A 22,115-nucleotide genomic window follows, 5' to 3' on the forward strand; every position below is an offset into this window, starting at 1 on the left:
CGGTCCGGCGGCCGGGGCTAAGACTGTGGCCGTCGCTAGGCGCCCTGCCCGCCGAACCGCCCGGACTCCCGGGGGTCGGAAGGCGGGGCGTTCCCGTCCCGGCACCAACCCGAAACCGGGTGCCCACGGTCCCGGCGCCACCCCCGCACCCGCGGCCCCGAGCCGCCGTGCGGTCGTGCGCACCGGGCCCGAGCCAACCGATTGAGGTCTTCCCACATGCGTCTTCCCTCCGTGACCGGCCTGCGCCGGAGTACCGCCCTCGCCGCCACCGCCGCGGGCCTGGCCTCCGCCGCGGCCCTGGCCGCGCCGGCGAGCGCCTCGGCGGCCACCCCGGCCCCCGCCTCGGCGCACCAGGCCCATGTGGCGCACCAGGCCCACCTGCACCACCTGCACGTGCTGCACATCGCGCACGCCAACACCGCCGCCCGCGAGGCCGCCAACACCGCCGCCCGCGCCGAGCAGGCCCGCCTGCACCGCCTGCACATCGCCCACCTGAACACCCAGGCGCGCGTCGCGGCCCACGAGGCCGCCCAGGCCGCCTCCCGCTCCGCGGAGCGCTCCGTCCTCGCGCCGGTCACCGACACCAGCCCGAGCGGCGTGCGCGCCCTCGCCCGCACCATGGTCCCCGCCGACCAGTGGGCCGCCTTCGACGCCATCGTCACGCACGAGAGCGACTGGAACTTCCGGGCCACCAACGCCTCCTCCGGCGCCTACGGCCTGGTCCAGGCCCTGCCCGGCTCGAAGATGGCCTCCGTCGCCTCCGACTGGCGGACCAACCCGGCCACCCAGATCCGCTGGGGTCTCGCCTACATGAACGAGCGCTACGGCAGCCCGAACGCCGCCTGGGCCTTCTGGCAGACCCACCACTGGTACTGACCGGCCCCCGGCCCGTCCGGCCCCGGACGGCCCGCCCCCCAGCGGCTGCGCCCCGCCCCCGTCGTCGTCCGACGGGGGCGGGGCGCAGCCGTGCGCCGCACCGCGGCGCCGCTCAGCCGACGGGCTCCAGGGTGCCCGTGTGCAGCTCGCCCACCCGGCCGCCCGCGCCCTCGTACGTCCAGAAGACGCGCACGGTGAGGGCGGAGAGGTCCATCACGTGGCTGACGGTGAGGCCGCTGCGCTCGGTCCAGTTCACGAAGTACAGCTGCGGCCCGACCTCCGCGACGTGCAGCGCCACGTCGTCCCACTGGCCCGCCGACTCGCCCAGCCCCTCCCAGCGGAGGCGCCCGCCGTCGGCGGAGTAGGTGTTGCGGAACTCCGCCCCGTTGTCGACGCGGAAGAGGAAGGTCCGGCCGGCGAAGGCCGGGGGCGGTGCGCTGTCGCTCATGGTGCTGCGGCTCCCGGATAGGCGGCGGACGGCGTCCGGCCGCCCCCGGCGACGATATCGCGGCCGTCCGGAGCGACCGGGCCGCGGCCCCGTCGCGGCCGTCCGGCGGAACCGGGCCGCGGCCCCGTCCGTCTCCTGTCGGGAGGAACCGCGGAGCCCCGCCGATCGGCGGGGGTGCTGTCCGCCTCCGCGGCGACGGACCCTCCCCCGGGCCGGGTGAAGCTGGTCCGGAGCACCGGCGGCGCACCGCCGCCGGTCCGAGCGCCGGGGGGACCCGCATGGACGACGGAGTGGACCGAGCATGGGACTGACGGGCCAGGGACTGCTGGTGCTCCTCGCGGTCGTGGCCGCGGGCTGCGTGGCGGCGACGGTCTGGGTGTGGCCGCGCCTGGCGAGGCGGCACTGGACCGCCGTGCTCGGCCGGCTCGGCACCCTGGTCGCCACCCAGCTGGCCGCCCTCGCGGCGCTGGGTGTGGCGGGCAACGACTACTTCGGCTTCTACGCCTCCTGGGACGACCTGCTGGGCACCGGCGGCGGGCAGCCGGTCGCGGTCCAGGACCACTTCCGGGCGGCGGCGGGCGGGCGTCCCCAGGACCCGTCCGGCACCGCCACCGGTGTCGACCACCTCGGCACGCTCCCCGCGGGGGGCCCCGGCGGCCCCCGGCAGTCGGGCCTGCTCGAGCACGTCCGGATCTCCGGCGGCGCCTCCGGCATCTCCAGCGACGGCTACGTCTACCTGCCGCCGCAGTACTTCCGGCCCCAGGAGGCGCACCGCCGGCTGCCGGCCGCCGTGGTGCTCACCGGCTACCCGGGGGACGCCCGCAACCTCGTCACCCGGCTGGACTACCCGGGCACCGAGCTCCGCGAGGTGCAGGCGGGCCGGATGCGGCCGACGGTCCTGGTGATGCTGCGGCCGACCGTCGCGCCGCCGCGCGACACCGAGTGCGTGGACGTGCCGGGCGGCCCGCAGGCCGAGACCTACTTCACGCGGGACGTCCCGAGGGCCGTCGCCGCCGCCTACCGGGTGGCGTCCGGGCCGCGGTCCTGGGGCGTCATCGGGGACTCCACCGGCGGCTACTGCGCCCTCTCCCTCACCCTGCGCCACCCGGACGCCTACGGGGCGGCGGTCTCGCTCTCCGGCTACTATCGCGCCGCCCACGACCCGACCACCGGCGACCTCTTCCACGGCAGCGCCCGGCTGCACCAGGGGCACGACCTGATGTGGCGGCTCAGGCACCTGCCCGCGCCCGACGTGCCCGTGCTCGTCACCACCAGCCGCCAGGGCGAGGCGGACTACCGGGCCACCCGGGCGTTCATCGCGGCCGCCCGGCCCCCGCTGCGGGTCTCCTCGATCACCCTGCCCAGCGGCGGCCACAACTTCCACACCTGGAAGCTGGAGATCCCGGTGGCACTGCCCTGGCTCGCCGAGCACCTCCGGGGCGACTGACCGGGGCGACTGACCGGGATGATTGACCGGGGCGCCGACGGGGGCGCCGACGGGGGCGACCGGCCGGGGAGGCCGGCGGTGCGGCCGCCGGGGCCGGTGCGGGGGCGGCCGCCCCCGCGCCCGCGGGTGACGCCCGCTCAACAGAGTGTTGAAGTCGGGGCCGGGGCGAACTAGCCTCACCGGTGCAGCAGGAGCCGTCCGCGCAGCACCGCATCCGAGGAGCCTCCCGACATGGCAGCAGCCCCGGTCGTCACCGTCTCCGGCCCCCCGGTCGAGCGCTCCGCGGAGGTGCTCACCCCCGACGCGCTCGCGTTCGTCGCCGGGCTCCACCGCGCCTTCGACCCCCGGCGGCGGGAGCTGCTCGCCCTGCGCCGCGAGCGCCGCGCGGAGATCGCCCGCACCGGGCGGCTGGACTTCCTGCCCGGGACCGCCGACGTGCGGGCGGGGGAGTGGCGGGTCGCCGGCGCCCCGCCCGCCCTCCAGGACCGCCGGGTCGAGATCACCGGCCCCACCGACCGCCGGATGACCGTCAACGCCCTCAACTCCGGTGCCCGCGTCTGGCTCGCCGACTTCGAGGACGCCACCGCCCCCACCTGGTCCAACCTCGTCTCCGGACAGCTCAACCTCATCGACGCCTTCGAGCGCCGCATCGACTTCACCGCGCCCGGGGGCAAGGCGTACGCGCTGCGGCCCGACGCCGAGCTGGCCACCGTCGTGGTCCGCCCCCGCGGCTGGCACCTCGACGAGCGGCACCTCCTCGTGGACGGGGAGCCCGTGGCGGGCGCCCTGGCCGACTTCGGCCTGTACTTCTTCCACAACGCCGCCCGCCTCACCGCCCGCGGCCCGGCGGACCCCAACTCCGGCCCCTACTTCTACCTGCCGAAGACGGAGGGCCACCTGGAGGCCCGGCTGTGGAACGACGTCTTCGTCCACGCCCAGGACGCCCTCGGCATCCCGCGCGGCACCGTGCGCGCCACCGTCCTCATCGAGACGGTCACCGCGGCCTTCGAGATGGACGAGATCCTGTACGAGCTGCGCGAGCACGCCGCCGGGCTCAACGCGGGCCGCTGGGACTACCTGTTCTCCGTCATCAAGAACTTCCGCGACGCCGGCGAGCGGTTCGTGCTGCCCGACCGCAACGCCGTCACCATGGACGCCCCCTTCATGCGCGCCTACACCCGCCTGCTGGTGCGCACCTGCCACCGCCGCGGCGCCCACGCCATCGGCGGCATGGCCGCGTTCATCCCCTCGCGCCGCGACCCGGCCGTCAACGAGGCCGCCCTCGCCAAGGTCCGGGCCGACAAGGACCGGGAGGCCGCGGGCGGCTTCGACGGCTCGTGGGTCGCCCACCCCGACCTGGTGCCGGTCTGCCGCGACGCCTTCGACGCCGTGCTGGGCGGGGCGCCGCACCAGAAGCAGCGGATCCCGGAGGGCGGGGTCACCGCCGCGGACCTGCTGGACGTGGCCGCGACCGGCGGCGGCCGCACCGCCGCCGGCCTGCGCAACGCGGTCGCGGTCGGCCTGCGCTACACCGAGGCGTGGCTGCGGGGCCAGGGCGCGGTGGCGATCTTCAACCTCATGGAGGACGCCGCGACCGCCGAGATCTCCCGCTCCCAGGTCTGGCAGTGGATCCGCAACGGCGTGGTGCTCGACACCGGCGAGAAGGTCGAGGCGGAGCTGGTGCGCCGCCTGGCCGCCGAGGAGCTGGCCGGCCTGCGGGCGGAGCTGGGGGAGGAGGCGTACGCCGCCGGTCGCTGGGAGGAGGCCCGGGCGCTCTTCGAGCAGGTCGCCCTGGCCGAGGACTTCGCCGAGTTCCTCACCCTGCCCGGGTACGCCCTGCTGGACTGAGCCGCCGGCCCGCAGCCGGGCGGGGGCGGCGGGTCCGGGCGGGGGCGCGCCGCGCCCCCGCCCGGCGGCTCAGCGCGACGGGTCGAGCAGCAGCTTGCCGACGGTGCGGCGGGCCCGCAGGTCCTCGTGGGCGCGGGCCGCCTCGGTGAGCCCGTACACGCCGCCGACCCGGGGCTCCAGCAGCCCGTCCGCGGTCATCCGCATCAGCTCCGCCATCGGCTCGGCGTACATCCCGGGCCGCCCGAGGCAGTGCATCAGCCAGAAGCCGACCACGGCCCGGGAGCGGGCCATGAGCTGCGCGGCCTGCACCGGGGTCGGCGGGGTCCGGGACGCCATCCCGTACGCCACCAGCCGCCCGAACGGCGCCAGTGCCTCCAGCGAGGCGTCGAAGACCGGACCGCCGGTCATCTCCAGCACCACGTCGACCCGGTGGCCGCCGTTGGCCTCGACCAGGCGCTCCTTCAGGCCCTCGGGGGAGGGGTCCACGGCGGCGTCGGCGCCCAGCTCCAGGGCCAGCTTCCGCTTCTCCTCGGAGGAGGCGGTCGCGATGACGCGGCCCGCGCCGAAGTGCCTGGCCAGCTGCACGGCGAGGGAGCCGGTGCCGCCCGCCGCGGCGTGGACGACCACGGACTCGCCCGGGGCGAGCCGGGCGGAGGTGCGCAGCAGGTGCCAGGCGGTGAGGCCCTGCACGACCAGGGCGAGGGCCTGGCCGTCGGTGACGCCGTCCGGCACCTCGTGGGCCAGGGCCTCCTGCACCGCCGCCCTCTGGGCGTAGCCGCCGTGGTCGGTGAGCGCGACCAGCCGCCGCCCGTCGGCGGTGCGGCCGACGACCTCGGCGCCGGGCACCAGCGGGAGGATGGTCCGGGAGAGGTAGGAGTCCTCGACGGCGTGGGTGTCGGCGTAGTTGACGCCCGCCGCCGACACCTCCAGCAGCACCTGTCCGGGGCCCGCCTGCGGGTCCGGCAGGTCGACCGCCCGCAGCACCTCGGGCCCGCCGAACTCGGTGATCTGTATCGCGCGCACCGCGACTCCCTCCATGCGTGGCACCGGCCGGACGCACGTGTTACCGACCAGTCGGTATGTCGCCGCGAGCCTACCCGTCCCGGGCCGTCCGCCCAAGGGCGGTGCGGCGCGCGGCTGCGGGCCCGCAGCCCCGCGCCCCCGGATGCCGTCCGCATGCTGATATGCAATTCTCACTGCATGGGATGCGGCCCTATCGTCGGAGCGGCCGCGCCCGCCCCGACGAAGGTGGACCCATGACGTCACGCGCCGTCTACACCCACGGATTCCACGCCAGCGTGCTGCGCTCCCACACCTGGCGCACCGCCGAGAACTCCGCCGGGTACCTGCTGCCGCACCTCGCCCCCGGCGCCGCCGTGCTGGACGTCGGCTGCGGTCCCGGCACCGTCACCGCCGACCTCGCCGAGCGGGTCGGCCCCGGCGGGCACGTCACCGGCCTGGACGCCTCGGCGGAGGTGCTGGAGCAGGCCCGCCGCACCGCCGCCGGCCGCGGCCTGGACGGCGACCGCCTCCGCCTCGCCGCCGGCGACGTCCACGCCCTGCCCTTCCCCGACGGCTCCTTCGACGTCGTCCACGCCCACCAGGTGCTCCAGCACGTCGCCGACCCGGTCCGGGCGCTGCGCGAGATGCGCCGCGTCTGCCGCCCCGGCGGGACCGTGGCCGCCCGGGACTCCGACTACGCCGCGATGGCCTGGTACCCGGCGTCCGACGCCCTCGGCGCCTGGCTGGACCTGTACCGCGCCACCGCCGCCGCCAACGGCGGCGAACCGGACGCCGGGCGCCGGCTCCTCTCCTGGGCCCGGGAGGCCGGCTTCGCCGAGGTCGCCGCCTCCGCGTCCGCCTGGTGCTATGCGACCCCGGAGGAGCGGGCCTGGTGGGGCGGGCTGTGGGCGGAGCGCACCACCTCCTCCGCGTTCGCCCGGCAGGCCGTGGCCCAGGGCCGCGCCGACGAGGCGGAGCTGCGCCGCATCGCCGACGGCTGGCGGGCGTGGGGCGCGGCGGACGACGGCTGGTTCGCCGTGCTGCACGGCGAGGTGCTCTGCCGGGCCTGACGGCGGGTCCGCGGGCGCAGGAGCGCCGCGGGCGCCCGCCGCGGGGGACCGGCAGGACCGGCCCGGGGCCGGCGGCGCCCGCCGGCCGGGTCCGGGCCGGATAACGGGCCCGCACGCCGCACGCCTCCGCAGGACCGGCGGGGGCGGCGGAGCGGGGGCGGGCCCTTCCGGTCCCGGGTCCCGGCCGCCCCGGAGGGCCGGCCCGGGGGCTCCCGCCGGGCCGCCCCGGCCCCGTCAGGCCCGCGAGGCCAGCTCGCGGGCCGCCGCCGCGCACGCCTTCGCCACGGCCTCCTCGTCGGCCCGCACCAGGTGCCCGTCCTCCACCACCGGCCGCCCGCCGACCAGCAGCAGGCTCAGCGGCGGCAGCGCGCCCATGACGAGGGCGGCCACCGGGTCGGCGATCGAGGAGTGCATCACCCCGTCGATCCGCCACAGCGCCAGGTCGGCGAGCTTCCCCGGCTCCACGGACCCGATCTCCGCGTCCCGGCCCAGCACCCGGGCCCCGCCCATGGTGCCCAGCCGCAGCGCCTGGCGCGCCGTCAGCGCGTCGGGGCGGCCGCGCAGGCGGTTGACCAGCAGCGCGTTGCGCAGCTCGGTGCCCAGCTCCCCGGACTCGTTGGAGGCGGTCCCGTCCACGCCGAGCCCCACCGGCACCCCGGCGGCCAGCATGTCCGGCACCCGGGCGATCCCGGCGGCCAGGCGGGCGTTGGACGACGGGCAGTGCGCCACGCCGGTCCCGGTGGCGGCGAACTTGGCGATGTCGGAGTCGGCCATGTGGACGCAGTGCGCCATCCACACGTCCTCGCCGAGCCAGCCGACGCTCTCGAAGTAGTCCGTCGGCCCCATCCCGAACAGCTCCTTGCAGAACTGCTCCTCCTCGGCCGTCTCCGACCCGTGGGTGTGCAGCCGCACGCCCTTGCGCCGCGCCAGCTCCGCGGCCTCCCGCATCAGCCCGGTGGTCACCGAGAACGGCGAGCACGGCGCGATCGCCACGTGCAGCATCGAGCCGAACGACGGGTCGTGCCAGCGGTCCACCGCCTCCTCGCTGGCGACGAGGATGTCCTCGGTGCGCTCCACCGCCGAGTCCGGCGGCAGCCCGCCCTCGCTGCGGCCGCGCGACATCGACCCCCGGGTCGCGGTGAACCGCAGCCCCAGCTCCGCCACGGCCTCGATCTCCGCGCCCAGGATGTCGCCGCCGCCGCGCGGGAAGACGTAGTGGTGGTCCACGGCCGTGGTGCAGCCCGACTTCAGCAGGGCCGCCACCGACCCCTGCGCCGCAGCGTGCACGAGGCGGTCGTCGATCCGCGACCAGACCGGGTACAGCTCCACCAGCCAGTCGAAGAGGATGGAGTCCTGGGCCAGGCCCCGGGTGATCCACTGGTAGAAGTGGTGGTGGGTGTTGACCAGGCCCGGCGTCAGCAGGTGCCCGGTGCCGTCCACCCGGCGCTCCACCCCCTCCAGGCCCGCCGGGGCCGGTCCCGGCCCCACCGCCTCGATGACGCCGTCGGCGACCACCACGTGCCCGGAGGCGTGCTCGGTGGACTCCGCGTCCACGGTGGCGACGGCGCAGTGCTCGATGACGGTGCGGCGCGGCGGGGTCTGGCCGGTCACGGGACCTCCTGGGTGTGCGGGGCCTGCCGGCCCGGTCGGCGGGGCCGGGCTCAGTCGGCGGGGATGGCGGGCACGGCGCCCTCGCGGTGCACGGTCCCCTCGATGAGACCGTACGGCCGGTCCGCCGCGTGGAAGACCTCGTTCCCGTTCTCCAGGCCGAAAGGCGTCAGGTCGACGGGGAAGTGGTGCCTGTTCGGCAGCTGCAGCCGGACCTCGTCCACGCCGGGCTCCTGGTCCAGCACCCGGGCGCCCATGGCGTGCAGGGTCTCCTGCAGCGAGTGGCTGTACGTCCCGGCGAACGCCTCCAGCAGCCGGCTCCGCACCCGGGCCCAGCCCGCGTCCCAGTCGGTGCGGGCCGCCGCGTCGTCCGGGGCGGCGGGGGTGTGCCGCCAGCGGGCGGTGACCTCGGTGGCGAGGATGCGGTCGGACGCCTCCTCCAGCGTGGTGTACCGGTCCCGCAGGTAGCCGCGGAACTCCGAGCCGGTGGTGTTCATGACCGTCAGACCGCGCAGCCCCGACACCACCGCGAGGTGCTCCCCGTCCCACCGGACCTCGGCGGTCCGGACCTCCCCGCCGCGCCGCACGAAGGAGTGGCCCGGCTCCGGGCCGCCGTCCGCCGGGCCCCCGTCCGCCATGCGGCCGTCCCCCGTGCCGCCGCCCCCCGTGCCGGGCTCCGCCGTGCCGGGCTCCGCCGGGCCCGCCGGGATGCGGTCCCAGGCGTACTCCTCGATCCGCACCCGGGCCCGGTGGATCGGCGCCGCCGTCCCCACGAAGTGCCGGGCGAGCCGGATGCCGTACGCCTCCGGCGAGCCGACGCCGTACTGCGCGGCGAAGGCGTAGCAGGTGTTCTTGACCGTGTCGGTCGGCAGGCAGTGGGCGTTGCTCCCCGTGAGGTGCACGTCGTCGAGGTCGCCGGAGAGGGCGACGGAGACGTTCAGGTCCCGGACCGTGTGGCGGGGGCCGTCGCGGACCACGCGGACCACGCGGGTCTCCGCCTTGCCGTACTGGTTCTGGCCGAGCACGTGGGCCATGGGTCGTCAGCTCCCTCGGTAGACGGAGTATCCGTACGGGCTGAGCAGCAGCGGCACGTGGTAGTGGTCCTGGCCGGGCTCGACGGCGAAGACCACTGACACCTCCGGGAGGAAGGCGGGCGCGGGGAGGTACGCGCCGGTGGCGAAGCGCAGCCGCAGCACCACCGCGCCGCCCGCCGGGCCCCCCGCGTCCGGCACGTCCGGCAGGTCGCGGCAGCGGCCGTCGGCGTCGGTGGCGGAGACCGCCAGCACCCGCCAGCCGCCGCCGCCCGGCCCGGACCCTGCGGCGCCCCCGTCGCGCACGGCCAGCTCGACCCCCACGCCGGCCGCGGGGCGGCCGCGGGCGGTGTCCAGGACGTGGGTGGAGACGCCGGTCACGGGGCCCCTCCCGCCAGCAGGCGCTCCAGGCGCAGCACGTTGATGCCGCCCAGCTCGCGGCGGACGTGCTCCCACTCGGCGGCGGGGGCGTTCGCGTACCGGTCGCGCGCGGCGGCCAGCATCTCGGCGGCCGTGCGGCCGGTCGCCCGGATGAGGAAGGCGTGGCCGAACCGCTCCTCGTACGCGGCGACGGCCGTCCGCAGCTCCGCCAGCAGCGCCGGGTCGGCGTCCGCCACGCCCGCCTGCTCGCGGCGGGAGTCCGCGCCGCCCTCCTCGGGCGCGCCGATCCGGGCGTGCCCGGCCACCGCCTCGGCCAGGCCGTCCGGGGTCAGGGCGGCGGTCGCCGCCGCCCCCGCGGCCAGCAGCGCGGCGCCGTCCGCCCAGGGGCGGGACGCGGCGACGGCCGAGACCCAGGCGCGGGCGGTGCAGACGCCGCGGAGCAGCGCCTCCAGCTCGGCGCGGGGGGCGGCGTTCAGCCGGTCGAGGACCGGTGCGCCGCCCGGTGCGGGGGCGCGGGCCGGGCCGGGCGGGGTGCCCGGCGCGGCTGTGCCGTGGGGCGCGGCTGGGCTGTCGGGCACGGGCGGCCTCCCGGGGACTGGTGCCTCCCGAGAAAGCTAGATCCGCCGCCCGCCCCCGTCAACAGACTGTTGAAGCGGGGGTGTGACGTTCCGTGGTCGCGGCGGTTGCCGGAGTGTTGCGGGCCGTTCCGGACCCTTCCGGACCCTTCCGGGCTGTTCCGTGCCGCTCGGGGCCGTTCGCCTGGCCGCCGGGGCGGATCAGGACCGCTCCCGGTTGAGGTAGTTGTAGACCGTGAACCGGCTGACGCCCAGCGCCGCCGCCACCGTCTCCACGCCGTGCCGCACCGTGAAGGCCCCCCGCTCCTCCAGCAGGGCCACCACCCGCTGCTTGTCGGCGCGGGCCAGCCCGGGGAGCGGGCCGCCGAACCGCTGCTCCATCTCGGCCAGCAGCCGGTCCAGGGCGCTGCCCAGGTGCGGCAGCCGCACCGCGAGGGCCGGGGCGCCGTCCCACTCCAGGACCAGGTCCTCGGGGCGCGCCTCGTCCACCGCCACCGGCACGGCCCCCACCGCGTCCAGCAGCGGGCGTATCGCCGTCGCCAGGGGGTGGGCCGGACCGGCGCTCACCGCTCACCGCCGTCGACCACGCTGACCTGCAGCGAGATCCGGGTGGCGCCGGCGGCGAGGGAGTCGCGCAGGACCCGGGAGACGGCGGCCAGGGCCTCCTCCGCGCCGCCCTCGGCGCTGGTCCCGAACGGCCCGACCTCGACGGCCAGCCCCGCCTCGTCCACCGCCCGGCGGGCCGCCCTGGCGTGCTCGGGGAAGGCGTCCAGGGCGAACGGTTCGGTCGTGAACTCCACCATCAGTCGCACCCGCTCACCCTATCGAGGGACGGGCCGTCCGGCCCCCGGCCGCCCGACCGCGGCCCCCCGGCCCCCGACCGTCGGACCGCCGCCGGACCCGGCGCCCGGAGTGCCCGGCCCGGCCCGGCGCGGGCGGGCCGGGCCGGGGCGCCCGCGCCGGGCCTGGCACGCGGACCGCCCGGGCTGCGCGTCGTTGACGTTCTGTTGAAGCCCGGCCTACGCTCCGAGCGCCGCGAACACCGGCCCCGCACAGTCCGGAGGTGCCGTTGCCCGCTCCACCGCCCCCCGACGCGCCGCGCCCCGCGCCGACGGGCCCGGCCCCCGGCCCCGATCCGGCCCCCCGCCCCGACCCGGACCCGCTGCACCCCCGCGACCTGCGCGCGGACCACCGTGCCCGGGCCGCGCGCCGCACCGGGACCGCGCCCCGCCCGTCCGGCACCCTGCTGCTCCGCTCCCGCCGGGCCGTGCTGCCCGAGGGCGAGCGCCCCGCCGACGTCCTGGTCCGCGACGGCCGGATCGAGCGCGTCGCCCCGCACGGCACCCTCGACGCCCCCGCCGGGCCGGTCGTCGACCTGGGCGCCACCGCCCTGCTGCCCGGCCTGGTCGACACCCACGTGCACGTCAACGAGCCCGGCCGCACGGAGTGGGAAGGCTTCGACTCGGCGACCCGCGCGGCCGCCGCGGGCGGCGTGACCACCCTCGTCGACATGCCGCTCAACTCCGTCCCCCCGACCACCACCCCCGCCGGACTGGCCGCCAAGCGCGGCGCCGCCGAGGGCCGGGTCCGGGTGGACACCGGCTTCTGGGGCGGTGCGGTCCCCGGCAACACCGCCGAGCTGGAGCCGCTGCACCGGGCCGGGGTCTTCGGCTTCAAGGGCTTCCTCTCCCCGTCCGGCGTCGAGGAGTTCCCCCACCTGGAGCCGGCCGACCTGGAGGAGGCCCTCGCGGAGCTGGCCCGCCTCGGCGCGCTCGCCCTCGTCCACGCCGAGGACCCCGCCGTCCTCGACGCGGCCCCGCAGCGCCCCGGCCGCCGGTACCGGGACTTCCTCGCCTCCCGCCCCGACGGCGCCGAGACCGCCGCCGTCGCCCGCCTGCTGGACGCGGCCCGCCGCACCGGCGCCCGGGTGCACGTCCTGCACGTCTCCTCCGCCGCCGTGCTGCCGCTGCTCGCCGCCGCCCGCGCCGACGGGGTCCGGGTCACCGCCGAGACCTGCCCGCACTACCTGTGCCTGGCGGCGGAGGAGGTCCCCGACGGGGACACCGCCTTCAAGTGCTGCCCGCCGATCCGCGACGAGGCCAACCGCGACCGGCTGTGGGCGGCGCTGGCGGCGGGGGAGTTCGCCGCCGTGGTCTCCGACCACTCGCCCTGCACCGCCGACCTCAAGCAGCGCGGCTCCGGCGACTTCGCCGCCGCCTGGGGCGGCGTCGCCTCCCTGCAGCTGGGCCTGCCCGCCGTCTGGACCGAGGCCCGCCGCCGCGGGCACACCCTCGCCGACGTGGTCCGCTGGATGTCGGCCGGACCCGCCGCGCTGGCCGGCCTGGACGCCAAGGGCGCCATCGCGCCCGGCCGTGACGCGGACCTGGTCGCCTTCGACCCGGACGCCGCCCTCCGCGTCGACCCGGCCGCCCTGCACCACCGCAACCCCGTCACCCCGTACGCCGGGCGGACCCTCACCGGGGCCGTCCGCGCCACCTGGCTGCGCGGCCGGCCGGTGGAGCCGGACGGCGAACCCCTCGGCCGCCTCCTCGACCGCCCCGGGACCCCCGGGACCCCCGGGACCCCCCGGGCCGCCGGCCCCGACCCGGAAGGACGTGCCCGTTGAGCCCCGCGGAGACCCCCTTCACCGACCTGCTCGACCTCGCCTCCCGCGCCCTGGGCGCGGGTGTGATCGCCGCCTCCGACGAGTCCTTCGCCGAGAAGGAGAACCTGCTGGCGCCCGCGCCCCCCGTCTTCCGCCCGCGCACCTTCGGCAACAAGGGCCAGGTCATGGACGGCTGGGAGACCCGCCGCCGCCGCGGCGCAGGCCCCGACCGCCCGCACCCCGCCGCCGGGGACCACGACTGGGCCCTGGTGCGGCTCGGCGCGCCCGGCGTGGTCCGGGGCGTCGTCGTGGACACCGCCCACTTCAACGGCAACCACCCCGTCTCCGCCCGGGTCGAGGCCGCCTCCGTGCCCGGCCACCCCGCACCGGAGGACCTGCTGGCCGACGACGTGGAGTGGACCGTCCTGGTGCCGGACAGCCCCCTCGAGGGGGACACCGCGCACGCGTTCCCGGTGGCGGTCGGCCGCCGCTTCACCCACGTCCGCCTCGTGATCGCGCCCGACGGCGGCGTGGCCCGGCTGCGCGTCCACGGCGAGGCCGTCCCCGACCCCCGCGACCTGGACGGCCTCACCTTCGACCTCGCCGCCCAGGAGCACGGGGGAGTGGCCCTGGCCGCCTCCGACCGCCACTACTCCTCACCGCACCACCTCAACGCCCCCGGCCGGGCCGCCGTCATGGGCGACGGCTGGGAGACCCGGCGGCGGCGCGACGACGGGCACGACTGGGTGGAGCTGTCCCTGGCCGGGCGCGGCGAGGTGCTGGCGGTCGAGATCGACACCACCCACTTCGTCTTCAACGCCCCGGGCTGGGCCGCCCTCCTGGGCCGCGACGACACCGCCCCCGCCGGCCCCGCCGGCCCCGGCGGCCCCGAGGACGGCTGGACCGAGCTGCTGCCCCGCACCCGCCTCCAGCCCGACACCCGCCACCGCTTCCGGCTGGACGGCGCCCCGCCCGCCACCCGCGTCCGGCTGGCGGTGTACCCCGACGGCGGGATGGCGCGGCTGCGCCTGACGGGGCGTCTGACCCCTGAGGGGCGCGCGGCCATGGCTCTGCGCTGGTACGACACGCTGCCCGCCCCCGAGGCGGAGCGGGCCCTGGCCGACGCCGGGCTCACTTCCGCCGAGGCCGCCGCGCTCACCGCGGCCCGCCCGCTGCGCGACGCCGCCGGGGCCCGCGCGGCTGCGGCCGCCCTGCCGCCGACCGGCGGCGGCGCGGACGCCGACCGCCGCCGGGAGGCGCTCCGGGCGCTCCTGGGCGGTTGACGGCGGCCGGGGTGCCAAGCCCCGGGGAGGCTCCCGCCCGGAGTGCGACCGGTGGTGCTTCTGGCATATGCCAATTTTGAGCTGCGGTTCTGCGGCGCGATCTTCCGGGAGAAGGCCGCCCGGCCGTCCGCCCCACCGATATTCTTGTCGTGTTCGCACCCGGTCCGGCCGCCGTGCCGCCCGCCGGGGACGCCACGTGCCGCCACCCAGCAGGGGGACATCGGGTGACCCTTCACGACGTCCGGCCCGTCCGGCGCGGCTCCCTCCACCGGGCCCTGCGCCTGCTGGAGGCGGTCGACCGCCACCGCGACGGCGTCACCGCCGACGCGCTCGCCCGCGAACTGGGCCTGCCCGTCGCCGTCGTCGACCGCACCGCCGCCGAACTGGAGGACCACGGCTACCTGCAGCGCCTCGACGGCGACGCGTACGTCCTCGGCGGCGCCCTGGTCCGGCTGGCCGGCCGCACCCGCCGCGACACCCTCCGGGACCGGCTCGACACCGCGCTGCGCGGCCTCCGCGACGAGCTGGGCGCCGCCGTCCACCTCGGCGCCTACCGCGACGGGGAGGCCGTCGTCGAGGCGTCCGCCACCGCGCCGTGGGCCCCGGGCGGCCCCGCCTGGGTCGACCCCCGCGCCGCCGCGCACGCCACCGCCCTCGGCAAGTGCCTGCTCGCCCAGCTCGACGACCGGGCCCGCCGCGACCACCTCGACCGCCACCCCCCGGTCCGGCTCACCTCCCGCACCACCACCGACCCCGGGCAGCTGCTCCAGCGCCTCGACCGGCAGCCCGCCACCATGCCGGTGCTCGACCTCCAGGAGTACGCCCTGGGCACGGTCTGCGCCGCCGTCCCCCTCACCGCCGGCTCCACCGCCGCCTGCCTCGCCGTCTCCCTGCCCCTGGACCAGGCGTACCGGCTCCGCCGCGCCGCCGACGTCCTCGCCGACCGGGCCGCGACGGTCCTGCTCGCGCTCGCCCTCTGACGGAACGCCACCAGCGCCTCCGTCCGCCCGTCCTGCGGTCCCCCCGAGTTCCCCCAGTCCCCCCGTCCGCCTGCCCGTCCCCGGCCTGCCGCGCCGCGGCACCGCCCCGTCCGCCACGCGCGCCCCGTCCCCGGCCGGACCGCCCGGCGACCGTCCGCCCCCGGCTGCCCGCCCCCGGCCTGCCGCGCCGCGGCACCCCGCCGCCACCCGTCCGACGAGCCGTCACCGGTGCCGTCCCCACCCGCCGCGGACGCCGGCTCCGCGCACCCCGCCGCCGTCTGAGTACCCGTACTCATGCGCCGGCGCGCCCGCCGCCCCACACTCCCATGCCATGGACGCCCGCCCGCTCCGCTGCCCCGACTGCGGCTCGCCCCTCCACCCGGCCGCCGCCCCCGCCTGCCCCCGCTGCGGCCTGCCGCTCACCGGGCCCGACGCCGCCGAACTGCGGCACGTCGACACCGCCCTCGCCGACCTCGACGCACGGCGGGCGGCCCTGCTCCACCGGCGTACCGCCCTGGTCTCCGGCCTCCGGGCCCGCCGCGCGACGGCCGGTCCGGCGCCGGAGCCCGCGGCCCTCCCGGTTTGGGGCCCGCCGCCGGTGCCACCCGGGCCCCGCCGGGACGCCCCGGCGCCGTCCGTCCAGACCGTGCTCCTGGTCCTCGGCGGCCTCCTGGTCACCCTCGCCGGACTCGCCTTCACCGTCGTCAACTGGGGCAGCCTCGGCATCGGCGGCCGTGCCGCCGTCCTCGCCGCGCTCACCGCCGCCGCCCTGGCCGCGCCCTTCCCGCTGCGCCGGCGCCGCCTCACCGCCACCGCCGAGACGGCCTCCGCCGTCGGCCTCGCCCTGGTCCTGCTCGACTGGTACGCCGCCCGCGCCGCCGGCCTCGCCGGACTCCACCGGACCGACGCCGCCGCCCACTGGGCCGCGGCCACCGCCCTCACCGCCCTCGGGGCGGCCGCGTACGCCCACCGGACCCGGTCCGCCGTCCTGCCCTCCGCCGCCCTGCTGCTCCTCCAGACCACCGCCCCGCTCGCGGCGTCCGCGGCCGGCGCCGGACCCGCCGGGTGGGCCGCGGCCCTGGCGGGCACCGCCCTCCTCGACCTCGGCGCCGCGACCGCCCTCCCGGCCCCGCTCGCCCGGCGCACCGGAGCCCGCCCCGCCGCCGTCCTCGCGGGCCTCGCCCTCGCCGCCGGGTCCGTCCAGGCGGTCCTCGGCGGCGGTCTCGCCGCGGCCGCCGCCCTCACCGCCCCCGCGTACGGACCGGCCCTGCGCGCCTGCGTCCCGCTCGCGCTGCTCGTCCTGCTCGGGGCCGCCGCCTCCTGCCGGCCCGGCCTCCCGTCCGGGGCCCGCCTCGGCGCGGCCGTCCTCGCGGGCCTGGCCCTCACCGCCGCGGCCGCCGCCGCACCGCGCCTCGCCCTCCCGGACACCTGGTCCGTCCTCGCGTACGCCCTGCCCGCCGCGCTCCTCGCCACCGCCGCCCTCGCCCGCCGCACCCGCCTCCGGGCCGCCGACCCCGGCGGGGACGGTCCGGCCCGGGAGGGCGCGGCGCCGGACGGTGCGTCCCCGACCCCACCTCCCGCCGCAGGCCCCGGAGCCCCGGACGTCCCCAGCCCCCCGGCCCCGGACCCGTCCACCACCCCCGCCGCCGGTGCCGGGACCCCGGCCGCCGCTCCCGCCGCCCCCGCCACTCCCACCGGAGCGTCCGCGCAGTCCCTCCCCCTGTGGACCGGCCTCACCGCCGCCGGCGCCCTGGTCCTGGCCCTGGCCGTCCTCCAGGTGCTCCCCGCCCTGCTGGAGGCGCTCGCCGAGCCCCTGCGGCACGTCCTGCACCACGGAGACGGGGACACCCGCCCCTTCCCGGACGGCTGGCGCACCGCTCCGGCGGTCCCGGTCACGGCCGCCCTGACCGCCGCGGTCCTGGCCGCCGCCGCAGCCTTCCTCGGCCGCTCCGGCGGCCCCGCCCCCGCCCCGGCCGCCCCCGCCCCGGCCGCTCCTGCCCAGGCCGACAGCACCTCGGCCGACCCCGCCGACCGTCCCGACCCCGCCGACCGTCCCGACCGCGCCCCGGCCCCTGCGGCCCCCGCTCCCGCCGACGCCCGCCGCGTGCTCCGCTGCGCCGCCGTCCTGGCGGCCGTCCCGGCCGTCGCCCTCGCCCCGGTCGCCGCCGGACTGCCCTACGCCGCCGTCCTGGCGGCCGCCTGGCTCCCGGCCCTCGTCGCCGCCGTCCACCTGGTGCGCCGCCCCGGCGCCGACCGCGCCGCGCAGCTCTGCGCCCTGACCGCCCCCGCGGCCCTCGCCCTGGCCTGGTCGCTGCCCGACCAGGCCGCGGCCCTCACCGTGTGGGGCGCCACCGCGGTCCTGGCCGCCGTCCTGGCCGCGCTTCCGGTCGGCCGCACCGCGGCCGGTGCCGCCGCGGCCGCCGTGGCCGTCCTCGGCGGGGAGGCGGCGCGGGCCGGTACGGCCGTCGGCCTGCCGCCGCACGTGGCGGCCTTCGCCGCGCTCGGGGTGGCCGTCGCCACGGTCCCCGCAGCCGCCGCCCTGCGCAGCCCGGGCCCGGCGGACGACCCCGCCGCCCCGCACGCCCCCGCCGCCCCCCGCACCTCCGCCGCCCCGTCCGGCGCCCGCGCCGCCCGCGCCGCCGCCGTCGAACGGGCCGGGTACGCCGTTGCAGCCGCAGCGCTGCCCGCGACCGTGCTCCACCCGGACGCCCTCAGCGCCGCCCTCGCCGTCTGCGGCGCCGCCGCCCTGGGCACCGCCCTGCGCGCCGACCGCCGCCGCCCCGCGCTCCTCGCCGCCACCGCCCTGCTGACCGCCTCCTCCTGGGTGCGGCTGGCCCTGGCGGGCGTGGACGACCCCGAGGCGTACACCCTCCCCGTCTCCGCCGCCGCCCTGGTCCTCGGGTACCTGCGGCGGCGCCGCGCCCCGGAGACCGGCTCCTGGTCCGCCTACGGCCCCGGACTGACCGTCACCCTGCTCCCGAGCCTGGCCGCCGCGTGGACCGACGCCCACTGGCTCCGCCCGCTCCTCCTCGGGATCGCCGCCCTCGCCGTGACCCTCCTCGGCGCCCGCCACCGCCTGCGCGCCCCGCTGCTGGCCGGCGGAGCGGTCCTGGCCGCCGACGCCCTCCACGAACTGGCCCCCACCGTCGCCCAGGCCCTCGGCCTGCTGCCCCGCTGGGCGCCCCTCGCCGCCGCCGGGCTCCTGCTCCTCTTCGCGGGCGCCACCTACGAGCAACGCCTCCGCGACGCCCGCCGCCTCCGCGACACCTTCCGCCGCCTGCACTGACCCGACCCGCCGGGGCTCGTCCGAGGTGCCGTGCCCCGCCCCCCGGCGGCCGGCGCATGGCCCACGGCGGACGGGAGAGGCGGCGCAGGACCGCGCCGGACAGGTCGGTCCCCGGTGGGTGGACAGGCACGAGGAACCCCGGGCGGACGGGCCGCTCCTGGTCGGCAACCCGCCCGTCGGGGGCTTCACTCCGTCCCGGGCACCGTCACCGCGCCCACCGGCCGCCTGGCCGCCTGGTCGGCAGGGCCGGGGACCGCCCGGCGGGCGGGGCCGGGCCGTCGGCGGCGAAGTCCCCGCCACCGCCGTCCCCGGCAGTCCCCTCCGCGCCCGCGGGGTGACCGCCGTCGACGGCCCCGGCCACCGGCCCGCAAACCGCCCCGCCGCCGTCGAGCGGAGGACCGGCGCGGCCCGACCGCCCGCCTCTTCGCAACCGGCCGATCGTGGCCCTACGCGTCGAGATACCGGTACCGCCCGCTCGCGGGACCGGTCACCACAGCCCCGTCGCGGACCTGCCACTCGCCCATGCCCTCGACGTCGTGGCTGACGAGGAAGAGCCCGGTGACCAGGTCGCCGTCCTCGTCCGAGGCCGGAATCCGCGCCACGCGACCCAGCTGTCCCCGGAACCGGTCGAGGGACCCCGCGCGCATCTGGGCGCCGAAGAAGACCCAGTTGGCGAAGTTGCACTGCCGCGCCGGGAAGCCCCAGCCGCCGCTGTACGTCCGATCCTGGTCCTCGGAGCCGATGATCTCCTTGATCCGGGCGAGCTGCCGGCCGTCGCACTCCAGCCAGCCCCTGACGCTGACGAGCACACCCACGACGATCGCTCCCCGTGCCCCGGGCGCCGTCCTGTCCGCCGCCCCCGATGACGCCGGACCGGACGATAGACGGGACGGGCCCGGCCCAGCAAAGGGCTTGGCGCCTCCGGCCCGCCGAGCAGGTGCGCCCGTCCTCGGCCGATCGCTCCGACGAGCACGGCGCCCCGGCGCCCGGTGGCTTCCGGGCCCTGGTTCCGGCAGGGTGTCCGGCATGAACCTGGACCTTCAGGGCCAGACGGTCGTCCGCGTCTGCTTCGACTACGCCGTCAGGATCCTGACCAGCGGGAACTGGGAAATGATCATCGAGACCGAGGCGGTCCTCCATCCTCCGGTCGGGGAACCTGTTGCTTTCGATCCGGAATCCCCGGGCACCATGGCCGCCCACCTCGTCGGCCTGGCCCGCGACGTGATCACCGAGGCCGGGGCGGGCGACGCGGGGGACCTCGTGGTCGGGTTCGCGAGCGGCACACGGCTGACCGTCCGTCCGGACCCCGACTACGAGGCGTGGGAGACCGTCGGACCCGGCGGGCGGCGGGCGATCTGCATGCCCGGAGGGGAGGTCGCCGTGTGGAGCGGGAGATGACCCCCGTCCCCCGTATCGTGCGGCGGGTGGGTCCGGCCGCCGGGGCGCGCGGCCCGGGAGCAGCCGACGGTCTCTCGTCGAAGGCGGGGTCGCGTACGGCCTGGGCGTCGGCGATGGTGCCGATGCGGGCACGGCCCGGCTTTTCCCGATCACGACCGGAGCGCCGCCTCGCGCCGGACGGATGCCCCGGCACCCTGTGGCTTCCGGGGAGAAGGGCATCTGTCCGGCGCGAGGCGGAAGTCATCCGATCGCCATCTTGTACTTCCACCCCTTCCCGTCGCTGTTGCTGACGATCTGGGTGCCGGCGCTGGTCAGGGCGGTCCGGCCGCCGGGGTGGAAGAGGACGTTTCCGTCGGTCCTGACTGCCCAGATGTCCGGTATCCCGTCGCCGTTGACATCCGGCGTCCCGAAGACCAGCCGGACGGTCGTGGTGCTCCAGCCCGAGGAGACGTACTCGACGTCCGCGCCTCCGGAGGAGGCCGCCGCTGATGCCAGGGAGGCGAGATCGACGCCTCCGGTGGCCGCATCCTTGATCCCGGTACGGAGGAGCAGCCGCCCGCCGGTCCCGGTGCGGTAGATGATGTCGGCCACGCCGTCGCCGCCGATGTCCTGAACGGCGACCAGGTCGCGGTCGGTCCAGGCGGAGCTAGTGCTGTGACCGCATAGGTTCGCCGGGTTGGCAGTTGGGGCGGTTGGATGTTCGGTGACGTCCGATCCGACCGCTGGAGGCGCGGTGGCTGAGCCTGTCCGTGTGCGCAGATTGACCGATCAGGAGGGGCAGAAGCTGCAGCAGATCGTGCGCCGGGGCAGCACCAGTTCGGTGCGCTACCGGCGCGCGATGATGCTGCTGGCCTCCGCCGGCGGTAACCGCGTCCCGGTGATCGCCCAGCTGGTCCAGGCCGACGAGGACACCGTCCGCGATGTGATCCACCGGTTCAACGAGATCGGCCTGGCCTGCCTGAACCCTCAGTGAGCGGGAGGCCGTCCCCGCCTGCTCAGTCCTGACGACGAGGACTTCGTCATCCAGACGGCCGCCACCCGCCCGACCAAACTCGGCCAGCCCTTCACCCGCTGGTCCATCCGGAAACTGGCCGCCTACCTGCGGAAAATCCACGGCCGCGTGATCCGGATCAGCCGTGAGACCTTACGGCGACTGCTTTTGCGCCGCGGCATCACCTTCCAGCGCACCAAGACCTGGAAGGAATCGCCGGACCCCGAGCGTGAGACCAAGCTCGATCGGATCGAGCGCGTCCTGGACCGCTTCCCCGCCCGCGTTTTCTCGTTCGACGAGTTCGGTCCGCTGGGGATCCGGCCCACCGGTGGCAGCTGCTGGGCCGAGCAGACCAAGCCCGACCGGGTGCCGGCGACCTACCACCGCACCCACGGCGTCCGGTACTTCCACGGCTGCTACTCAATCGGTGACGACACCCTGTGGGGTGTCAGCCGGTGCAAGAAGGGCGCCGCCAACACTCTGGCCGCTTTGAAGTCGATCCGTGCGGCCCGGCCCGACGGCGCCCCCATCTACGTGATCTTGGACAACCTGTCCGCACACAAAGGCGAGCAGATCCGCCGCTGTGCGAAGAAGCACCGGCTCGAACTGTGCTTCACCCCGACCTGCGCGTCCTGGGCCAACCCGATAGAAGCCCACTTCGGGCCGCTGCGGCAGTTCACCATCGCCAACTCGAACCACCCCAACCACATCGTCCAGACCCGGGCCCTGCACGCCTACCTGCGCTGGCGCAACACCAACGCCCGCCACCCCGACGTCCTCGCCGCCCAACGCCGAGAACGCGCCCGCATCCGCAGCGAGAAGCGCATCCGCTGGGGCGGACGCCCACTCGCCCAAGCAGCATGAACCCGGCGAACCCAGGCGGTCACAGCGCCTAGTCGTCGAACTCGAAGCCCGAACTCTCCGCCCGGGCGATGATGTCGCGGACCGCGTCGGGGCTCGTAATGACCGGCTCAAGGGCGGTCTTGAGTTGCGCGAGGTCACTCGGATTCCCGACAGCGCAGAACATGCCGGCTTCGCTGTCGAAGTCGAGCGGCTCGGCGATGTCCGGCCAGGCAAACCGCACGAGACCTTCCCAGAAGTACCCGTTCGGTTCATGCCCTGCGTCGGCTACTGCCACGTCAGCAGCCAGGTCACCGACATTCAACGTCAGCGAGTGCTCGCCGTCGAAGTCATGAAGCTTGATGGTCACGGCCGCGATCCTCTCACGCCCGGCACGGGCCACCGGATCCGCTTCCTCGCCGCTCTCGACCCCGGTGAACCTTTCC

20 protein-coding genes and 1 pseudogene are annotated in these 22,115 nt (G+C 77.6%); 10 read left to right on the plus strand and 11 right to left on the minus strand.

Annotated features, from left to right (window positions below; all coding sequences use genetic code 11):
* Positions 1 to 216: 216 nt before the first annotated feature.
* Complete coding sequence (locus tag ACFY07_RS04300; protein ID WP_390867297.1) at positions 217 to 876, plus strand: transglycosylase SLT domain-containing protein; 660 nt, start codon at positions 217 to 219, stop codon at positions 874 to 876.
* Between the two features lie 112 nt (positions 877 to 988).
* Here the strand turns inward: ACFY07_RS04300 and ACFY07_RS04305 are convergent, their stop codons facing one another.
* A complete protein-coding gene (locus tag ACFY07_RS04305) occupies positions 989 to 1,324 on the minus strand; it encodes a MoaF N-terminal domain-containing protein (RefSeq protein ID WP_230648063.1) in 336 nt (111 codons plus the stop codon).
* A gap of 301 nt (positions 1,325 to 1,625) precedes the next feature.
* Between ACFY07_RS04305 and ACFY07_RS04310 the strand changes: the two genes are divergently transcribed.
* On the plus strand, positions 1,626 to 2,771 hold the full coding sequence (locus ACFY07_RS04310; RefSeq protein WP_390867298.1) for an alpha/beta hydrolase: 1,146 nt from the start codon (positions 1,626 to 1,628) through the stop codon (positions 2,769 to 2,771).
* 231 nt (positions 2,772 to 3,002) lie between these two features.
* Complete coding sequence (gene aceB, locus ACFY07_RS04315) at positions 3,003 to 4,619, plus strand: malate synthase A (protein ID WP_390867299.1); 1,617 nt, start codon at positions 3,003 to 3,005, stop codon at positions 4,617 to 4,619.
* Positions 4,620 to 4,688: 69 nt separating this feature from the next.
* Here the strand turns inward: aceB and ACFY07_RS04320 are convergent, their stop codons facing one another.
* The gene (locus ACFY07_RS04320) at positions 4,689 to 5,642 is read right to left on the minus strand and encodes a zinc-binding alcohol dehydrogenase family protein (protein ID WP_390867300.1); all 954 of its coding nucleotides are present in this window, start codon (positions 5,640 to 5,642) and stop codon (positions 4,689 to 4,691) included.
* A gap of 233 nt (positions 5,643 to 5,875) precedes the next feature.
* Here ACFY07_RS04320 and ACFY07_RS04325 point away from each other — a divergent pair, with 233 nt between their 5' ends.
* Positions 5,876 to 6,691: a methyltransferase domain-containing protein gene (locus ACFY07_RS04325; RefSeq protein WP_390867301.1), complete on the plus strand. Its 816-nt coding sequence runs from the start codon at positions 5,876 to 5,878 to the stop codon at positions 6,689 to 6,691.
* A 234-nt stretch (positions 6,692 to 6,925) separates the two neighbouring features.
* Here ACFY07_RS04325 and ACFY07_RS04330 read toward each other — a convergent pair whose 3' ends face one another.
* The 6 genes from ACFY07_RS04330 to ACFY07_RS04355 form a co-directional block, all read right to left on the minus strand.
* Positions 6,926 to 8,302 carry an 8-oxoguanine deaminase gene (locus ACFY07_RS04330; RefSeq protein ID WP_390867302.1) on the minus strand — a complete coding sequence of 459 codons (1,377 nt, stop codon included), beginning with the start codon at positions 8,300 to 8,302 and terminating at the stop codon, positions 6,926 to 6,928.
* Between the two features lie 50 nt (positions 8,303 to 8,352).
* Positions 8,353 to 9,333, minus strand: coding sequence for a factor-independent urate hydroxylase (gene pucL, locus ACFY07_RS04335; protein WP_390867303.1), 981 nt, complete (start codon positions 9,331 to 9,333; stop codon positions 8,353 to 8,355).
* A gap of 6 nt (positions 9,334 to 9,339) precedes the next feature.
* Positions 9,340 to 9,711 carry a hydroxyisourate hydrolase gene (uraH, locus tag ACFY07_RS04340; RefSeq protein WP_390867304.1) on the minus strand — a complete coding sequence of 124 codons (372 nt, stop codon included), beginning with the start codon at positions 9,709 to 9,711 and terminating at the stop codon, positions 9,340 to 9,342.
* A complete protein-coding gene (locus ACFY07_RS04345) occupies positions 9,708 to 10,289 on the minus strand; it encodes a 2-oxo-4-hydroxy-4-carboxy-5-ureidoimidazoline decarboxylase (protein WP_390867305.1) in 582 nt (193 codons plus the stop codon). Before ACFY07_RS04345 ends, uraH begins: the two co-directional genes overlap by 4 nt.
* Before the next feature lie 198 nt (positions 10,290 to 10,487).
* Positions 10,488 to 10,853 carry a helix-turn-helix domain-containing protein gene (locus tag ACFY07_RS04350; RefSeq protein WP_390867306.1) on the minus strand — a complete coding sequence of 122 codons (366 nt, stop codon included), beginning with the start codon at positions 10,851 to 10,853 and terminating at the stop codon, positions 10,488 to 10,490.
* On the minus strand, positions 10,850 to 11,098 hold the full coding sequence (locus ACFY07_RS04355) for a thiamine-binding protein (RefSeq protein ID WP_230648053.1): 249 nt from the start codon (positions 11,096 to 11,098) through the stop codon (positions 10,850 to 10,852). The genes ACFY07_RS04350 and ACFY07_RS04355 overlap by 4 nt, the downstream gene beginning before the upstream one ends.
* 431 nt (positions 11,099 to 11,529) lie before the next feature.
* On the opposite strand from ACFY07_RS04355, the gene allB reads away from it, so the two are divergent.
* The 4 genes from allB (at position 11,530) to ACFY07_RS04375 (ending at position 18,440) form a co-directional block, all read left to right on the plus strand.
* The gene (gene allB, locus ACFY07_RS04360; RefSeq protein ID WP_390867420.1) at positions 11,530 to 12,912 is read left to right on the plus strand and encodes an allantoinase AllB; all 1,383 of its coding nucleotides are present in this window, start codon (positions 11,530 to 11,532) and stop codon (positions 12,910 to 12,912) included.
* Entirely contained in the window at positions 12,909 to 14,174 is a 1,266-nt protein-coding gene (gene alc, locus ACFY07_RS04365; protein ID WP_390867307.1) for an allantoicase, read from the plus strand. Before allB ends, alc begins: the two co-directional genes overlap by 4 nt.
* A gap of 224 nt (positions 14,175 to 14,398) precedes the next feature.
* The gene (locus tag ACFY07_RS04370; RefSeq protein ID WP_390867308.1) at positions 14,399 to 15,154 is read left to right on the plus strand and encodes an IclR family transcriptional regulator; all 756 of its coding nucleotides are present in this window, start codon (positions 14,399 to 14,401) and stop codon (positions 15,152 to 15,154) included.
* Positions 15,155 to 15,485: 331 nt separating this feature from the next.
* On the plus strand, positions 15,486 to 18,440 hold the full coding sequence (locus ACFY07_RS04375; protein ID WP_390867309.1) for an SCO7613 C-terminal domain-containing membrane protein: 2,955 nt from the start codon (positions 15,486 to 15,488) through the stop codon (positions 18,438 to 18,440).
* A 446-nt stretch (positions 18,441 to 18,886) separates the two neighbouring features.
* Here the strand turns inward: ACFY07_RS04375 and ACFY07_RS04380 are convergent, their stop codons facing one another.
* Entirely contained in the window at positions 18,887 to 19,255 is a 369-nt protein-coding gene (locus ACFY07_RS04380) for a hypothetical protein (protein WP_390867310.1), read from the minus strand.
* Between the two features lie 211 nt (positions 19,256 to 19,466).
* On the opposite strand from ACFY07_RS04380, the gene ACFY07_RS04385 reads away from it, so the two are divergent.
* Complete coding sequence (locus ACFY07_RS04385; protein WP_390867311.1) at positions 19,467 to 19,838, plus strand: DUF6188 family protein; 372 nt, start codon at positions 19,467 to 19,469, stop codon at positions 19,836 to 19,838.
* A gap of 240 nt (positions 19,839 to 20,078) precedes the next feature.
* Here ACFY07_RS04385 and ACFY07_RS04390 read toward each other — a convergent pair whose 3' ends face one another.
* Positions 20,079 to 20,429 (minus strand): hypothetical protein, encoded by a 351-nt coding sequence (locus ACFY07_RS04390; protein ID WP_390867312.1) that lies wholly within the window; start codon positions 20,427 to 20,429, stop codon positions 20,079 to 20,081.
* Positions 20,430 to 20,571: 142 nt separating this feature from the next.
* On the opposite strand from ACFY07_RS04390, the pseudogene ACFY07_RS04395 reads away from it, so the two are divergent.
* Positions 20,572 to 21,693 (plus strand): annotated as a pseudogene (locus tag ACFY07_RS04395) (IS630 family transposase).
* Positions 21,694 to 21,721: 28 nt separating this feature from the next.
* On the opposite strand, the gene ACFY07_RS04400 reads toward ACFY07_RS04395, so the two are convergent.
* Positions 21,722 to 22,039, minus strand: coding sequence for an Imm51 family immunity protein (locus ACFY07_RS04400; protein WP_390867313.1), 318 nt, complete (start codon positions 22,037 to 22,039; stop codon positions 21,722 to 21,724).
* Positions 22,040 to 22,115 lie beyond the last annotated feature (76 nt).

Source organism: Streptomyces sp. NPDC001380, assembly GCF_042895785.1.
Classification (GTDB): Bacteria; Actinomycetota; Actinomycetes; order Streptomycetales; family Streptomycetaceae; genus Peterkaempfera.

What these genes read in the sequence shown, in the direction of transcription:
- ACFY07_RS04305 (WP_230648063.1), bottom strand. Translation starts at nt 1,324, where the DNA reads ATGAGCGACAGCGCACCGCCCCCGGCCTTCGCCGGCCGGACCTTCCTC.
- ACFY07_RS04310 (WP_390867298.1), top strand. Translation starts at nt 1,626, where the DNA reads ATGGGACTGACGGGCCAGGGACTGCTGGTGCTCCTCGCGGTCGTGGCC.
- ACFY07_RS04385 (WP_390867311.1), top strand. Translation starts at nt 19,467, where the DNA reads ATGAACCTGGACCTTCAGGGCCAGACGGTCGTCCGCGTCTGCTTCGAC.
- ACFY07_RS04375 (WP_390867309.1), top strand. Translation starts at nt 15,486, where the DNA reads ATGGACGCCCGCCCGCTCCGCTGCCCCGACTGCGGCTCGCCCCTCCAC.
- ACFY07_RS04300 (WP_390867297.1), top strand. Translation starts at nt 217, where the DNA reads ATGCGTCTTCCCTCCGTGACCGGCCTGCGCCGGAGTACCGCCCTCGCC.
- aceB (WP_390867299.1), top strand. Translation starts at nt 3,003, where the DNA reads ATGGCAGCAGCCCCGGTCGTCACCGTCTCCGGCCCCCCGGTCGAGCGC.
- pucL (WP_390867303.1), bottom strand. Translation starts at nt 9,333, where the DNA reads ATGGCCCACGTGCTCGGCCAGAACCAGTACGGCAAGGCGGAGACCCGC.
- ACFY07_RS04325 (WP_390867301.1), top strand. Translation starts at nt 5,876, where the DNA reads ATGACGTCACGCGCCGTCTACACCCACGGATTCCACGCCAGCGTGCTG.